Genomic DNA, 16,272 nt, shown 5'->3' on the forward strand with positions numbered 1-16,272 from the left:
TTCAATGAAAAAGCCCCGGAAAGTATCCCGGGGCTTTTTTTATTTCTAACCTTTTATCTATTTAGCTAATATTCCTTTTTCCGGGATAATTGGAATTTCGGCGGAAGTACTTTCTTTAATTGTATTCGGCTTAAAAAGAAAGGTCTTTTCCATCATTTTTGAACCTTGAAAATAAGTAACCTTAAATTCATTGTTCAATTGGAGAACATCATCCTGCAAATACTCGACCTTCGCAAAGCTTTTTGACGGCAATACTTCGATCTTGTGACGCATTAGCGAAGTTTCTCTTTTCTTATCAAATCCCTTAGAAACTATAAGAACCATTTCCAGAGGCGCACCGGTATCATTAATTAAATACACATTCCATTCATAGGCTTCGAATTCTTCATTGAAGACCTTTACCGCGGCAACGTGCACATCCTTAACTTCTGGTATCTCAATATCCTTTTTCAAAATTTATCTTCAGCTTTCTTTTTTATTTTCTGCCATAGAAACCATAGGCCAACTGCAGATACAGCAAGTAAAATAAGGCCTAAAGTGATTTTAATAAGTGCGATAACGAAAGTGACATAGATAATGACGCCAAGTATAATGATAGCTAAAATTAAGACGCCATAATTAGTCATTACAGCGCCGATTTAAATTGCTCAAGAAAACGAATATCATTTTCATAGAACATACGGATATCCTCTATCTGGTATAATAGCATCGCGATCCTTTCTATTCCCATTCCAAAAGCGAAACCAGAATATTCTTTAGGATCTATATTACAATTTCTCAATACGTTTGGATCTACCATTCCGCAGCCCATGATCTCCAGCCACCCGGTTCCTTTAGTGATCCTGTAATCTGTTTCAGTCTCAAGACCCCAGTAAACATCAACCTCAGCACTCGGCTCAGTAAATGGAAAATAAGAAGGTCTTAACCTTATCTTGGATTTTCCGAACAACTGCTTGGTGAAATAAAGGATGGTTTGCTTCATATCTGCGAAAGAAACATCCTTGTCTATATACAAACCTTCCACCTGGTGGAAAATACAATGTGATCTTGCTGAAATTGCCTCATTTCTGAAAACTCTTCCCGGAGAGATCGTCCTGATAGGCGGCTTATTTTCTTCCATGTATCTTACCTGAACCGATGAGGTATGGGTTCTTAGTAAAATATCAGGATCTGTCTGAATAAAGAAAGTATCCTGCATATCCCTCGCAGGATGATATTCCGGAAGGTTCAAAGCAGTAAAGTTATGCCAGTCATCTTCCATCTCAGGTCCCTCAGAAACATTAAAACCTATGTTCGAAAAGATCTCTGTGATCTGATTCTTCACGATTGATATCGGGTGACGTGAACCTATTTCAACTGGTTCTCCCGGCCTGGAAAGATCCCCGTAAACCCCTTTTTCTTCCTGGCTATTTTCAAGCTCCTCTTTTAAAGTATTCACTTTTTCCTGAGCCGCCGTCTTCAATTCATTTATAGCCTGTCCAAAAGCCTTCTTTTCCTCATTAGGAACATTTTTGAATTCAGCAAAATACTCATTCAAAATACCTTTTTTACCAAGATATTTTATTCGGAATGCTTCGATCTTGTCTTTTGTTTTAGCATTAAAGCTTTCAACATCAGCGATATGTCCTTTAATTTTATCGATCATAGGTGATTTCGTTTCGGAAGCGCAAATTTAATAAAATTTAGAGCTAAACCTCCCCTTTTAAGGCCTTATTGTATTTTCTATTTATCTGAAGAAACCTCCAACGGGGTAAGTTTATCATTATAGATATAATTCATCAGGAAAAATACTGATACTGCCCCGAAGATATGCCAAAGCCAGTGCGTGCCCATAGGAATGATATACACGAAATTGTCCAGTATCCTGAAGCTTATGGCTAAACCAAAACTCAAAAATGCTAATAGTACGTAACCCCAGTGATGGAGTTTGGTCGTATAGAAATAGGTAATTATTGGTAGCAGTAAACCTACCACGGTTGCAATATAACCTACTGAAGTTTTTACATGTGGCGATAATGGAATTAACCGTACTCCAAAAACCAGGAATAATATTACCAATATCAACAAAAGCCTTTTTTTCTTACTAACCCGCAACTTTACCGCATAATAGACCGACACTGCCAGGCAAAGTATCACAATTGGCAACCAGTCCATGTACATCCATATATCATGACTTCGCGTGGCATGGTAAACCGTGCCTCCTATAAATCCCAGGAATAGAACCGGGAGGCTCCAGGCTAGAAATCTATGGTTTTTATAATCTTTATAGACTTTTAAAGAAAAGTAGATAATGATCAATAAAAATAAAATATTGCTGTAAGTATTAAACGGTTCCACCGGCAGCCTTCCGGCTAATGTCTCCTGATATATGGGCCCGCTGTCCCGGGGAATAGTAAGTATAAAAGGGCACAGATTCATTTATGAAATATATTCCTTTTCCATAAAATATTGCACTATAGCTTCTTTCATTAACACAGATTGTTCTCCTGCCTTCAGTGTAGGTAATTGCTCCTTTATCTTAAAATGCGGCCAGCCCTCATCATCATAAAAATCGAATTCATAATAACCATAGGGCTCCAGTAAAGTGCAAATAGCTATATGCATTAGATCCAGTTTGTGATCCTTTTTAAAACGGCGATGGGGTTGCCCAAGTTCCTGTACTCCAATAAGGTAAATTATAGCATCCAGCTCCATTATTTCACCATCTGCAAACTGGTCTGAAAGTTTCTTCTGAACCTTTTCCCATCTATCTTTTAATTGTTCGTCTCTTGCCATATTGCAAAGATACCATCTAGATTTAATAATTATTATATTTGATTTATGAATACCGTGGATATTATCTTAAGTCTGGTACTTTTATATGGATTAGTACGAGGCTTTTTTAGAGGATTACTGGCAGAACTCGCCTCTTTGGTCGGAATTGTCGCTGGAATTTATGGCGCCATTCACTTTTCCCAGTTTGTTGGTGATTTTCTATCTAACCATGTAAACTGGGAAGCCAGGTATATAAATCTGGCTGGTTTCGCCATCACTTTTATCGTCATAGTATTTCTCGTTTCTCTTGCCGGAAAAATGCTGACCAAAGTGGCTGGTTTTGCAGCCCTTGGGATAGTAAACAAACTTCTGGGCGGAGTATTCGGATTGATTAAATCTGCCTTTATTGCCAGTGTGATCATTATGTTCTTTAAAGCAACTAATGAGCAGATCGAAATTGTAGAAGACCAGACCCTGGAAGAATCTGTCCTTTATGAACCGGTAGAAGAAATTGCACCAGTGATACTTCCCTCCATCATTAAACAGGTAAAAGAACGAGATCTTTTGAATGATGATGAGGAAGATCATCTTTCTATAAAATAAGAAATCCGGGAAATAGCTTTAGCCATCACCCGGATAATTCTTGATCTTAATTGTTATTTCTTAAAGCAGAGTAACTTTTCCCGTAGAGATAGAATATACTCCTCCTACGATCTTAATTTCTCCATTTTCCTCCATTTCCTTTAGGATAGGGCTTTTTTCCCTGATCCTGTTCATGGTTAACTTAACATTGTTTTCCACAACACCGGCAACAAAAGAATTGTTCTTTGAACTTCTTTCACCATCGGTTTCAGTTGCCTCTACAGCCGGCTTAATATTGCTTAACAGGTGTGTTATATTACCAAGTTCTACATTGTCACAGGCAGCTTTTACAGCACCACATCCTTCATGACCCAGCACCATTACTAATTTGCTACCGGCAACCTTACAGGAATATTCCATACTTCCTAGAATATCGGTATTCTCAAAATTTCCTGCCACCCGAGCTACGAATATATCTCCGATTCCCTGATCAAAAACGGTCTCTACGGCAACTCTTGAATCTATACACCCAAGAATTACAGCTTGCGGCCATTGCCCGCCACTTGTTTTTTCAATTTGCGAACTATAATCCCTTTCATGCATCTTATGTTCTGTGAACCTTTTGTTCCCAGCCATAAGATCCATCAATACTGAATCTGGAGTTAGTTTATCCTGTTTTTCTTTATTTATTATCTCTTTGATCATACTATTTTATTTTATTTATCAATTAGAAAGAAAACTCTCTAATTTTTCCGTTTTCAATTTAAGCTGGTTTTTTATCTAATTCAAAAAATTGCAGATAACTCTCCGGATTTTCTACGGTCCCTCTTTCAGAAATTATTTTTATATCAATATTCTTCTCTGCGGCCTTAATTTTGAAATCATCTAGAATTTCGATAATGTCTCGATCGAGATATCTCGTCTTAGTGACATCCATAATAAGATAAGAATTCTCTTCAAGATTATTCAACTCTTTTAGAATGGCACCTTTGTTAATAAAAGTCACCTCTTCTGCCAATCTCATCTTTACGGTCTTACCACCGTTTTCCACATTTTCGATATGAAGGAAGTAAGAATTCTGGTAACTTTTTATCAGGATTACAACGATTCCAACTATAAGTCCAAGGCTTATTCCTATTAATAGATCTCCAAATATGATACCTACAATCGTAACCATGAACGGAACGAATTGCTTCCATCCAGCCTTATACATCTGTACAAATAATGCCGGCTTGGCAAGTTTATATCCAACAAGGAAAAGGATCGCTGCCAATACTGAAAGTGGAATATAATTAAGGATATTTGGGATGATAACCACAGAAATCAACAGTAAGAATCCGTGTAGGATCGCCGACATTTTTGTTTGTCCTCCAGATTGGATATTCGCTGAACTTCTAACGATCACCTGTGTAATTGGTAATCCCCCAACCATACCAGACATTAAGTTACCTGTTCCCTGAGCGAAAAGCTCACGGTTAGTTGGTGTGGTTCTCTTATGAGGATCCAGTTTATCTGTTGCCTCTACACATAATAGAGTTTCAAGACTGGCTACCAACGCAATGGTAAAACCAGTGATCCAGATCTCCATAGTACCTATCATTTCAAACGAAGGCAGAGTAAACTGACCTACAAACGAATCGAAACTATCTGGTACAGGAACATTTACAAGATGATCTGCAGAAATTCCAAAGGTTTCAGAATCTCTGGTTAAAAGATAATATATTATACCAACAGCTACTGCTACCAAAGGCCCCTGAACTAGTTTAAAGAATTTACCTTTATTAGAAAGCACCGCCTCCCAGAGTACAAGGATGGTCATACCAATAACAGCAATAAGTGTAGCTCCCGGGCTAATATTATTCAGCGCATTAAATAACTCAGAAAAGGTATTTTCTCCATCTACCTGAAAAAAGGCCCAGTCGCCCTGGGGATCTCCGTCGTAACCAAAAAAGTGTGGGATCTGTTTCAGGATAATAATGATCCCGATACCTGTAAGCATCCCCTTAATAACACTATTTGGAAAGTAATATCCAATAATACCTGCTTTGAGCAATCCAAAAACAATCTGGATAGCACCACCAATCACTACCGCAAGTAACAGGTTCTCGTATCCTAATTTTGAAATTGCGGCAAGTACGATAGCTGCAAGTCCTGCCGCAGGACCACTAACTCCAAGACTGGAACCACTAATAGCACCTACTACGATACCCCCAATTATACCGGCTATTAATCCTGAAAATAAGGGAGCTCCACTGGCTAATGCAATTCCTAAACATAAAGGAATAGCAACAAAAAACACGACAATACTTGCCGGAAAATCTTTATTAAGATGTTTGAACATAATACACTAATATTTATCCAGTCGAACGAAATTTTGCGACTGTAATTATTTTAAAAAAATATGCTGAGTTATCCACAGAAAAAGGGATACTATTAGAGATCAGCTACATTGATCTGTAGAAACGAATTGTATTATGCTAATTTTGGAGGGGGGGAGGAAACTGTAAGACATACATCATAGACATTTTCTTTGTAATAATGCCCGTCTGTTTTTCTTATCTGGAGAAAATGTATGCTTTCATAATTAGAATCCATCTCTTCGATATTGTATTCGAATGAGATCTGGTTCTTAGAAGAACTCTCTTCTTCATTTACATTATATGCAATAGAAATATCAACATTCCTGTCTAACAAAGCAACTACGCTTGGTGTAAACAGAAAGCTGATAAACAAAAAAGAAAGTATATAAACAAATTTCTTCACGGTATCAAAAATAGGGTTTTTCTAGAACATCTAAAAAACTTAGACCATCCCTATGGAAAATGAATGTAAAGAATACCTATAATTTCTTTATAGCAGAATTTTTCACCCAGCCCTGTGCGCCGTTAGCAAGTTCTATTCTAGACCATTCCTGATAATCTTCCAGAACTTTTGCTTTCGTGCCTTCATGAAGCTCAAAGCTAGCATCACCCCTAAGATTGGGTTCCTCTCTAACTTCTACCTCTTCGCCAAAAATAATGGCGTACTGATTATCCTGAACATAAGATTGTTGCTGAAAAGCAAACACTACTGAAAGTATGCAAAGCAATACGCTTAGCATAGCCCCTCCAAAAAGAAGCCTTTTATAAAGTGGTTTATAAGAAAAGTAATATAGAAGGAAGAATATTACAAAAAGTACAGAGAAAAGGATAGCCACAACTGCCCAGGTAGAATAGCTGAAGGCAGAGATCAACCCGTTGAACCATTGTTCAAACCCAGTCTGTTCTACGGCTTCAATATCATCTATGGCCATATTTCGGGCAAATTCTATATTGTTTTGAATATCCTCATCTGTTGGATCCAGCTGGAGAGCTTTTTCAAAATAATAGATACTGGGCGCCACCTGGTTTAACTTATAATGAGCATTCCCCAGGTTATAATATAGCTCAGCAGAAGCCTCGCCATTATCTATAATCTCTTCGTAAACACGGATGGCATTTTGATAATCACCGGTTTGATAAGCTGAATTAGCTTCTTCAAAAAGTTCCTCACTCTGAGAGAAACCGCAAAAACTGGATAGTAACGTAAATAATAGGATCAACTTTCTCATCACTATAGTTGTTTATCAAGAGTTGAAATTACACTTACGGCTTTATCATAGTCATGCTGCATCGTATCTGAAGACGCCGGTGTATACCTGGCATATTCACAGCTTTCTAACAGGGAAATAAATTCTGATCTTGTTTGATCATCAACCCCTTTCTCATCAAGCAGGGCCTGTATCCTTTCCTTGCTCATTTCGCTGGTTTGGATACTTAGTTTTGCTTTAAGGTAATTATGCATAGAACGTTCCAGAGACAAATAGAATTCCTTTTGACCTCCCAGGTTTCTTTTAGCTTCAGAGAGGTATTTCCTGGCAAGTTTATCAGCTTTCCTGATCCTGTTCCCCCTAACATCATTCGCTCTCTGCTCTCTCTTCTTTCCGAATAAGATGAACAACGGAATTGCTGCAAGAGGAAGCACCAATGCTCCCCAGAATGCTACCGATCCCAGAAAATCACTACTGTTTATAGGCTTAAGATTTGTATTAAGTTTAATGAATCTGAATTGTCCTCCCTCGATCGCAACGGCCTGTTTATTAACTCCAGACATGCCTGAAGGTTCATTTCCTGCCAATGGCCCACGGTTAACATTAATAAGTATCTCTTCAGAGGTCTTTGTCTTATAGGTTTCTGAAGAAGGATCAAAATATGAAAATGATAATGCAGGCAGGGGATATTTCCCTTTTTGCGTTGGTACTACGGTATAGGTTTGAGAAATACTTCCCTGCATTCCATTGAGATTGGTATTAACATTCTCCCTTCGCTCAGGGTCATACATCTCTAAAGAAGGCGGAGCGGTAAGTTCTGGAAGATCAAATAATTTCAGGTTCCCGTTTCCTCTAACTTCTACTTTTGCCTGAAGGCTCTCTCCTGCATTCAGCTCATTTTTACTCGCAGTAACATTGAAATCGAATTTCCCTACGGCACCGGTGAAATCTGCTGGTTTCCCGGCAGGTAATGGCTTAACATTGATCTTCTTATTATTAGCGGCGACCGTTTTATTTACGGTTTTATAGATCCTGCTTCCAAAAATATCTCTTCTCTCGCTTGGGACATCTACCGCAATAGAAAGAGTTAATGGTTCAATATTCAGTTCACCCGTTTTCTGTGGGTAAAGAATGGTCTTTCTTAAAACCACATATCTATATGGCTCCCCATCATATTCGCCGTTTTCAACCCTTAATTGCTGGATGTCTATACTCTGACTCCAGAAATCGTTATACTTAGGACTATCCAGTTCCCGCCAGTTGCTAACGCTCACCCGCGGACTCACATAAAGCTTATATACCACGGTAATTGCTTCATTCAGGTATGGATTGCCTTTTGAAACCTCGGCCACAAGGTGCAGGTTATCTTCTGCGATCATTTCAGTATTATCACCGTCTGTAGGCTTATCTACTGCAGAAGTGATCTCTACTTTAAGTGGAGAAGTTTTATAGGTCTTATCGTCTATGATAATTTCAGCCTGACCAATGGTTAGATTACCAATTTTCTTAGGCTGAAGGTAAAAACTATAGGTTTTGGAGTATTCCATTCTTCCGTTCAGGATACTCGTACTTATTTTTTGATTGGGTCCACCAACAACGGTGAAACCATCGAAGGATGGCGGGTTGAAGTTATCGCCATCCTCGTTCATTTCGAAATCTACTCTTAGCCGTTCATTAATTCCCAGCTTTTCTCTGCTCACCTTCGCCTCAAACCTCACCTGGGCTTGAATGATCCCGGAAGCACACAATAAAAAACTTAAAATTAAATACTTCAATTTCATCTTTTTCCTCCTATAAGCTCATTTCTTTGTCTATTAAACATCAAAAATGTTACCAGTCTTTATCTGTTTTCGTTTTGACACCTTTCGCTTTTTCAGCGTTTATTTTATCCTGAACTTTTTTCTCTTCGTTATTCATGGCCTCAAGCAAGCTCTGGATCTGTTGTGGAGATAACTGTCCCTGGGTTGGTCGCTGCTGTTGCTGCTTTTCCTTGTCTCCTTCTTTAGGATCTTTATTCTCTCCTTCTCCCTGATCTTTCTGCTTATCTTCGTTTTGATCGCCTTCTTTTTTATCTTTTTCGTTCTCGCCTTCGTCCTTAGGTTTCTGATCCTCTTTTTCCTCTTCACCACCTTCACCATCCTGGTTCTGGTCTTTATTCTGCTGATCCTGATTCTTGTCCTTATTATTTTCGTCCTGCTTATTCTGATCCTGATTACCTTCCTGATTTTGCTGCTCTTTCTCCAGCATTTTCTTAGCTAACGCAAGGTTATACCTGGTCTCTTCATCCGTTGGATCGTTACGCAAGGCATTTTTAAAGGCATCTACCGCTCCCTGGTAGTTCTTTTGTTGCATATAAGAATTACCAAGATTATGATAAATACGATGTTTTTCTGTTTTTGTTGCGGCAATTTCCGCGGCAGCCTTTAATCTTTCTTCTGCATTCAAAGATTTCTCCTTGGCATAATACAGGTTGCCCATATTATATTTAGCCGTAGTGTTATTAGGATCTTTCGCGATAGCTTTTCTATAGGAAGCCTCTGCACTGGCAAAATCATTTTCAGATAAGGCCTCCTGTGCTTCAGCAATAAATCTATTAGATTCTTTAGTGAGCTTTTCGGGCTTTTCCTGGGCATTCACCCCAAGAAAACCAAAAAGCAGCAACAGACCGGTTAAAATGACATTTTGACATTTATTTTGATGCATCTTTCGCTCCTTTCTTCTTTCGTTCATTAAAAAGATTCAGTTTACGCAGCCAGGCCGTACTACGCTCAAGTACAAAGATATCAAGAAATAATAATGCCAAAGCTATTCCCAGGAACAACTGAAAATGAGATTTAAAATCGGCAAATTGTTTCGCCTCGAATTCAGTTTTCTCAATATTCTGTAATTCTTCAGTGACTTTATCTACCACTTCAGTAGTTACATTCCCTTGAATATAACTCCCCTTGGCAGCATCTGCTATTTCTTTGAGGGTTTGCGGATTCAGTTTAGTAATAACCGTTTCTCCCTGGTTATCTTTTTTATAGTTCTGTACAACTCCATTTCGTTTAATAGGAATAGGACCTCCTTTTTCGGACCCCACTCCAATAGTAAAAATACGGATGCCCATTTCTGAAGCCTGTTCCGTAATCTCCTCCACATTACCCTCATGATCTTCACCATCGCTAATAATGAACAATACACGATTGGTTTGCTGCTCATCATCATAATAGGTTGTAGCCAGTTCTATAGCATCTCCAATGGCAGTCCCCTGAGAAGAGATCATATCTGTATTTAACGCCTGCAGGAACATCCTCGCGGCCGAATAATCGGTAGTTATTGGCAATTGCGGATAGGCGCCACCGGCATAGGCGATTATCCCAACCCGGTCACTTCCCAGATTACTAAGGATCTGGCTAACCAGCTGTTTGGACTTTTCAATTCTGCTTGGCGCGATATCTTCAGCATCCATACTTTTAGAGACATCTATCGCAAAAACTATATCAACCCCTTCCCTTTTTACGGTCTTCAGCTTAGTTCCCATCTTGGGATTTACCAGGGCCACCACCAGACTGGCCATCGCCAGCAATACCAGGATCAGTTTAATGACCGGCTTGGAGCGCGAACGGTTAGGTGCAAGGTGTTTTAAAAGATTGCTGCTGGCAAATTTCTTCCGGGTCCTGTTCTGCCAGAAAATAAAAATAAGGAACAACACGATGATCACCGGGATCACCAGCAATAACCAAAACCATATTTTTTCTTCCAGTACAAACATTCTATATAAAACTTCTGAATAGGGTGAGTCTTAATAATATTTCGAATAATAACAGAATCCCAGCAAACAGAATCAGTGGCCTGTATTTCTCATCATAATTGTAATATCTGAATTCTTCAATTTCGGTTTTTTCAAGTGAATCGATCTCATTATAGATCTCCTCAAGCTTTTCATTATCTGTAGCCCTGAAATATTTTCCTCCGGTAGAGGTGGCGATATCTTTTAAAAGTTCTTCATCTATCTCTACCTGCACGCGGCCAAACTGAATTCTTCCACCAGGAGACATAGCTATTGGGGAAAGAGCCATCCCGTTACTACCAACTCCAATGGTATAAACCTTAATCCCGAATTCAACCGCAAGTTCACTGGCGGTATTGGGATCTATAAAACCTGAATTATTAACTCCATCTGTAAGCAGAATGATGACCTTACTTTCTGCTTCACTGTCTTTTAGCCTGTTTACCGCGGTAGCTAATCCAGATCCAATTGCCGTACCATTTTCAAGTACATTGTTATATTCAATATCTTCCAGAGCATTAAGTACAATCGTTTTATCACTGGTTATAGGAGTTTTAGTGAAACTCTCTCCAGCGTAAGCCACCAGCCCGATACGATCTCCAGGCCTGTCTTTTACGAATTCTTCTGCCACCGCTTTTAGAGCGTCCAATCTGTTTGGCTGCAGGTCTCTCGCCAGCATACTGGCTGATACATCTATCGCCATTACGATATCTATCCCCTGTGAACTGCTGGTTTCTGTAGAAACATCAACTGTCCTCGGCCTGGCCATGGCTACAATGATGAAGGACAGAGCCAATAAGCGCAGCAGGAAAAGTACAGGTCTTAATTTTGGTAAAAACCCCGACTTGACTTCGAATCCTTTGGTAGTGGATATTTTTAATTCGGCAGTTTGCTTATTTCGTTTCCACACATACCAGGCTATTGCCAGCGGAAGCAGCAGGAACAACCAGAAAAATTCTGGATTTTCAAATGTGAAATTAGCAAACATTATTCGTTCAGGTTATTAATTTCTACCGAGTTAATTATACGCTGAGTGATCTCTTTGGCATACTGGTCATTTTCGTTATAAATGACCATTATCTGCTCAAACCCTCCTTTTTCAGCAAAATTCAGGATCTGATATTCATTTGGGATCGATTCACCGGTTACAGGGTTTTCAGCCTCCAGGGTACCAAATATCTTGGTTCCCTCGGTGCCGTTAACCGTGGTGAAATCCTCCTGTTTCATTATTATATTCCGTGCACCCTGAGCTTCAAGATTGGTGTAAATTCCATCGATGGCCTTTTTAGCATCGAAGTTCACCTCTCCTTTGAATTTGATAGTGCTTAGGGTCACATAGAAATTACTAAGCAGGCTACCATAGATAAAGGTCTCTGAACCTACCATCATTTGCTGCACATCCTGTGGCATATCTATCTCGCCACGCACAAGAACTTCAGGTGTCGTTACGGCTACAGATGGGTTACCGTATTCACTTCTAATCCATTCACCTTCCAGCAATTCTTTCGTTGGATGACCTAAATAAGTATCCTTAACGTAAGTATAACCTTTTGTGGCGATAAGTGCTGTCACACCTATTATTATCACTACAATCCCGGCCAAAACACCAAGAATAACACGGCGTTTTTTTCTTTTCCTGGCCTGTTCTTCCCGGAAAGCTTCATCCTGTAGTAGTTCTTCCTCGGTTGGTTCAGGTACCGAAGCTCTTAGATCATCTATTACATGTTGTGTTTTTGACCGATCTTCCTTAGCCGTTATCACATCTGGTTTAGACTGTGCAAATTTAGCAAGATCTGCACGCTTCAATATTCTTTCAAAATCCCTTATTGTCTCATCGCTAAGATTCAGTTTTCCCTGGCGTTTTTGATCTTCAAGGTAAAGGATCAATTCATTTGTAGTTCTTTCCAGACCGTGATCATAGATCTTCCTGTCCAGGTATTTACGGACGGCAAAACTAAGTTGAGAGTAATATTCCTTTATCTCTCGTTTTTCCAGGTACTGCGCCTGATCCAGTTTCTGTAATTCGGCCATCGCCTCTTCATAAGGCGGTAACTCCGCTTCCTGAGCATCCTTTTTCCTTTTCCTGATGATCAAAAATGCCACCAGGCCGGCTATAAGGAAAATTCCCAGTAACCACCATACCCAATCTGGAATTCTGAATCCCGGTGGAACCTCAACAGATGGTTTTATGGGATATAGTTTTTGTTTGGTAGTATCTACCACCACATCGTTCACCTCAACGGCAATGGAATCTGTAAAATAGGAACTGCTTGCAATGATAACTTCCTGCCTGGGGATCACATATTTTCCAGAATCGAACTTGGTAAGGAAATATTCCTTTAACAGCCTGTAATTACCATTTTCACGTAGCGTATCTGCATCCAGGGATTCGACTAATTCTAGAGGAGAAAAGGTTTCGCCTTCTGGAAAAACCACCAGGTCTTCAGGATCTGTCTTAACCTCGATCTGGTATTTGATCTGTTCCCCGATCTTGATCGTGGTGGAATCTATACTTGCTGAAACCTGGGATTGAGCTTCAGCAGAATTGCCCACCAATAACGCGCATATAAAAAATAGAAATCCCAGGCCACCTGAGATATTTAAAGTTGAATATGTGTGTGTAAGGTTTCTAAACATTTTTCTTTTATGCCCTTCTTTTAAAATAGCCCAGTAATTTTTTTACATAGCTTTCATCGGTCCTGTTATTAATAGTTCCTGCTCCACTTACCGAAAAACTTTGATGAAAGTAATTCACGCGGTCATGAAAATAGTTTGAATACGACCTGCGCACCGCCTTGGAACCTGTATCTACGGTAACATATTCCCCGGTTTCCTCATCCTGCATCTGCACTATCCCAAGGTTTGGAATGGTCTGTTCCATTTTATCAAAAACCCTGATTCCGGTAAGATCATGTTTTCCCGCAACGATCTTTAAGGTATGCTGGTAATCATCTGCCATAAAATCTGAAAGCAGAAAAACGATCGCTTTCTTTTTCATGACATTAGATAGATATTTCAGAGCTCCGGCAATATCAGTATTCTTACCTTCTGGTTTAAATTCCAGTAATTCTCTGATTATTCGAAGAACGTGTGACCTTCCTTTTTTAGGCGGAATATATAATTCTATACGGTCTGAGAACATCATCAAACCTATCTTATCATTGTTCTTGGTCGCTGAAAAAGCAAGAGTAGCCGCTATTTCTGTAATGACCTCTTTTTTGAACTGTTCCTGGGTACCAAACATTTCTGAACCTGAAACATCTACCATCAACATCATGGTTAGCTCCCGCTCTTCTTCGAATACTTTTACAAAAGGTTCATTATAACGGGCCGTCACGTTCCAATCTATACTTCTAACGTCGTCACCAAACTGGTACTGTCTAACCTCGCTAAAGGTCATTCCCCTTCCTTTAAAAGTAGAATGATATTCACCCCCAAAGACATGATCGCTCAGTCTGCGGGTCTTGATCTCTATCTTTCTTACTTTTTTAAGGAGTTCCTTTGTATCCATCTTTTTCAATAAACAATAAACAAAGATCAATAAACACTAGTTTATTTGATCATTGGTAATTGATAATTGCTAATTGTTACGGTACTTCAATCTCGTTCACGATCTTATTGATAAGATCTTCTGAAGTAATGTTTTCGGCTTCGGCTTCATAGGTAATGCCTATTCTGTGACGCAATACATCATGTACAACTGCACGAACATCTTCTGGCACCACATAACCTCTACGTTTAATAAAGGCATAACATTTAGAAGCTACGGCCAGGTTGATACTACCACGAGGAGAGGCTCCAAAGCTGATCAAAGGTTTTATATCTTCAAGATTATATTTTTCCGGAGTACGTGTAGCAAAAACGATATCCAGGATATATTTCTCGATCTTTTCATCCATATACACATCCCTAACTGCACTTTGTGCTCTCAGGATCTGTTCAAGATCTACCACAGGATTCACTTTTTCGAATCCGCCTTTAAGATTTGCCCGAATAATTAGTTGCTCTTCGGCCATTTGAGGATAGTTTATGACTGTTTTCAGCATAAACCTGTCCACTTGCGCTTCTGGTAAAGGATAGGTTCCTTCCTGTTCTACTGGGTTTTGCGTAGCCATTACTAAAAATGGCTTATCAAGGATAAAGGTTTCATCCCCTATGGTCACCTGCTTTTCCTGCATTGCTTCCAGTAAAGCCGATTGCACTTTAGCGGGTGCACGGTTGATCTCATCTGCAAGTACAAAATTTGCGAAAATTGGCCCTTTCTTAATACTGAAATCATTCACCTTCATATTATAGATCATAGTACCAACAACATCTGCCGGCAAAAGATCTGGGGTGAACTGAATTCGGCTGAAGCTACCATGCACAGCCTGGGCGAGAGTATTGATAGCTAGAGTTTTCGCCAGTCCCGGAACCCCTTCTAAAAGTATGTGTCCCTGACCTAAAAGGCCTATCAGCAGGCGCTCTACCATGTGCTTCTGGCCTACGATCACCTTATTCATTTCTCGGGTGAGCAAGTCTACAAAAGCACTTTCCTTTTCAATTTTCTCGTTAATACTGGCAATATCAACAGATGAATTGTCTTCCATCATGATTTTCAGATTTTGATGTCGTGAATATACGTACTTGTTGTAAGCGTCGCAAATTGAAAATTTATTGGACTGTGAATGGTTAAAAAAAGGTTAAAATTAAAAAGGCAACACTTTGCAGTGTTGCCTTTTACAAAAATTTATTTTCTAAAAATATTATAGAGTCAACTCTCCAAGGTCTGTAGTTTCATTTGGTTTTACTTCTACAGTTCCAATTGCATAAGTGTCCAGATTAGCATCTGCCTCTGGAATTACTTCTAAACTATAAACCCCCGCAGGCACTCCGTTTAAAGAGAAGTTACCTTCAGCATCGGTATAAGCAGAGATAGTAACAGATTCCCCGGTTAATACTACAAGACTCTGAACAGAAGTTTCAATGTCCATTGGTAAAACCACGGCTCCAACTACAACTCCTGCATCAGCTTCAGCAGAAAGTCTGATAACCGGTTTAAGGTTATAACTTCCATTACCAGTAGCTACAATAGACTTATCCACATCGAAATCCAGAAGGAAAGCATAGTTCTCTCCAGCTTCAAAAGTTTGGTTCAACTGAAGTTTAAGTCCAGATTGCTGTGCACTTGGAGTGTTTAATGGTTGTTCAACACCATCTACCACCACCGAGTTTTCAGATCCAAGGATCAAACGCATCTGGCTCACATATCCTGCAGGTACTTCTGTATCGGCTAATAGCTGGGACACACCTCCGGTAAGCTCCAGTAGGTCATAAACCCCAGTATTCACATCACCAACGCTAACCCATCCGTCACCGTCAACGTCAGCCTCGGCGTCCATTTCACTATCGGCCTCCACATGTATTTCAATATCCTGTACATCAACGAAAACCGCGTCGTAATCACCAGGAGCATCGGTCATTCTAACTGTTAGATTTGCCTGACCTTCACCTGAAGGGTTGGAATCATCGTCTTCGCTACAACTTGTTAATCCAAGGGAAATGAAAGTTGCGATCATCAAACTTTTTAAAGTTACATTCTTCAAATATCTCATAA

General features: G+C 39.5%; 17 protein-coding genes. 1 reads left to right on the top strand and 16 read right to left on the bottom strand.

The annotated features are described in order from the left end of the window. Nucleotides 1-57: 57 nt before the first annotated feature. The 4 genes from G3I01_RS04300 to G3I01_RS04315 all read right to left on the bottom strand — a co-directional run bounded on the left by G3I01_RS04300 (nucleotide 58) and on the right by G3I01_RS04315 (nucleotide 2,775). A complete protein-coding gene (locus tag G3I01_RS04300) occupies nucleotides 58-453 on the bottom strand; it encodes a hypothetical protein (RefSeq protein ID WP_219551395.1) in 396 nt (131 codons plus the stop codon). A gap of 172 nt (nucleotides 454-625) precedes the next feature. Further along, nucleotides 626-1,645, bottom strand: a complete 1,020-nt coding sequence (gene pheS, locus G3I01_RS04305) for a phenylalanine--tRNA ligase subunit alpha (RefSeq protein ID WP_219551397.1) — start codon at nucleotides 1,643-1,645, stop codon at nucleotides 626-628. A gap of 77 nt (nucleotides 1,646-1,722) precedes the next feature. Next, nucleotides 1,723-2,418 carry a hypothetical protein gene (locus G3I01_RS04310; protein ID WP_219551399.1) on the bottom strand — a complete coding sequence of 232 codons (696 nt, stop codon included), beginning with the start codon at nucleotides 2,416-2,418 and terminating at the stop codon, nucleotides 1,723-1,725. Further along, complete coding sequence (locus G3I01_RS04315) at nucleotides 2,419-2,775, bottom strand: hypothetical protein (protein WP_219551401.1); 357 nt, start codon at nucleotides 2,773-2,775, stop codon at nucleotides 2,419-2,421. Between the two features lie 45 nt (nucleotides 2,776-2,820). On the opposite strand from G3I01_RS04315, the gene G3I01_RS04320 reads away from it, so the two are divergent. Beyond that, nucleotides 2,821-3,357 carry a CvpA family protein gene (locus tag G3I01_RS04320; RefSeq protein ID WP_219551403.1) on the top strand — a complete coding sequence of 179 codons (537 nt, stop codon included), beginning with the start codon at nucleotides 2,821-2,823 and terminating at the stop codon, nucleotides 3,355-3,357. A 60-nt stretch (nucleotides 3,358-3,417) separates the two neighbouring features. Here the strand turns inward: G3I01_RS04320 and G3I01_RS04325 are convergent, their stop codons facing one another. The 12 genes from G3I01_RS04325 to G3I01_RS04380 all read right to left on the bottom strand — a co-directional run bounded on the left by G3I01_RS04325 (nucleotide 3,418) and on the right by G3I01_RS04380 (nucleotide 16,270). Then, nucleotides 3,418-4,041 (bottom strand): carbonic anhydrase family protein, encoded by a 624-nt coding sequence (locus tag G3I01_RS04325; RefSeq protein WP_219551405.1) that lies wholly within the window; start codon nucleotides 4,039-4,041, stop codon nucleotides 3,418-3,420. 58 nt (nucleotides 4,042-4,099) lie between these two features. Then, entirely contained in the window at nucleotides 4,100-5,677 is a 1,578-nt protein-coding gene (locus tag G3I01_RS04330) for a SulP family inorganic anion transporter (protein WP_219551407.1), read from the bottom strand. 131 nt (nucleotides 5,678-5,808) lie between these two features. Further along, nucleotides 5,809-6,099 (bottom strand): hypothetical protein, encoded by a 291-nt coding sequence (locus tag G3I01_RS04335; RefSeq protein ID WP_219551409.1) that lies wholly within the window; start codon nucleotides 6,097-6,099, stop codon nucleotides 5,809-5,811. A 76-nt stretch (nucleotides 6,100-6,175) separates the two neighbouring features. After that, nucleotides 6,176-6,925 (bottom strand): tetratricopeptide repeat protein, encoded by a 750-nt coding sequence (locus G3I01_RS04340; RefSeq protein WP_219551411.1) that lies wholly within the window; start codon nucleotides 6,923-6,925, stop codon nucleotides 6,176-6,178. A gap of 2 nt (nucleotides 6,926-6,927) precedes the next feature. After that, nucleotides 6,928-8,685, bottom strand: coding sequence for a BatD family protein (locus G3I01_RS04345; RefSeq protein ID WP_219551413.1), 1,758 nt, complete (start codon nucleotides 8,683-8,685; stop codon nucleotides 6,928-6,930). A gap of 49 nt (nucleotides 8,686-8,734) precedes the next feature. After that, entirely contained in the window at nucleotides 8,735-9,634 is a 900-nt protein-coding gene (locus G3I01_RS04350) for a tetratricopeptide repeat protein (RefSeq protein WP_219551415.1), read from the bottom strand. Beyond that, entirely contained in the window at nucleotides 9,594-10,658 is a 1,065-nt protein-coding gene (locus tag G3I01_RS04355) for a VWA domain-containing protein (RefSeq protein WP_219551417.1), read from the bottom strand. Before G3I01_RS04355 ends, G3I01_RS04350 begins: the two co-directional genes overlap by 41 nt. Nucleotide 10,659: 1 nt before the next feature. Next, complete coding sequence (locus G3I01_RS04360) at nucleotides 10,660-11,664, bottom strand: VWA domain-containing protein (protein ID WP_219551419.1); 1,005 nt, start codon at nucleotides 11,662-11,664, stop codon at nucleotides 10,660-10,662. Beyond that, nucleotides 11,664-13,313, bottom strand: coding sequence for a DUF4381 domain-containing protein (locus G3I01_RS04365; protein ID WP_219551421.1), 1,650 nt, complete (start codon nucleotides 13,311-13,313; stop codon nucleotides 11,664-11,666). Before G3I01_RS04365 ends, G3I01_RS04360 begins: the two co-directional genes overlap by 1 nt. 7 nt (nucleotides 13,314-13,320) lie before the next feature. Then, nucleotides 13,321-14,187, bottom strand: a complete 867-nt coding sequence (locus tag G3I01_RS04370; RefSeq protein WP_219551423.1) for a DUF58 domain-containing protein — start codon at nucleotides 14,185-14,187, stop codon at nucleotides 13,321-13,323. A gap of 76 nt (nucleotides 14,188-14,263) precedes the next feature. Then, nucleotides 14,264-15,268, bottom strand: a complete 1,005-nt coding sequence (locus G3I01_RS04375; RefSeq protein WP_219551425.1) for a MoxR family ATPase — start codon at nucleotides 15,266-15,268, stop codon at nucleotides 14,264-14,266. Between the two features lie 153 nt (nucleotides 15,269-15,421). Further along, on the bottom strand, nucleotides 15,422-16,270 hold the full coding sequence (locus tag G3I01_RS04380) for a DUF4382 domain-containing protein (RefSeq protein ID WP_219551427.1): 849 nt from the start codon (nucleotides 16,268-16,270) through the stop codon (nucleotides 15,422-15,424). Nucleotides 16,271-16,272: the final 2 nt, after the last annotated feature.

This window comes from Gramella sp. MT6 (assembly GCF_019357415.1).
Taxonomy (GTDB): domain Bacteria; phylum Bacteroidota; class Bacteroidia; order Flavobacteriales; family Flavobacteriaceae; genus Christiangramia.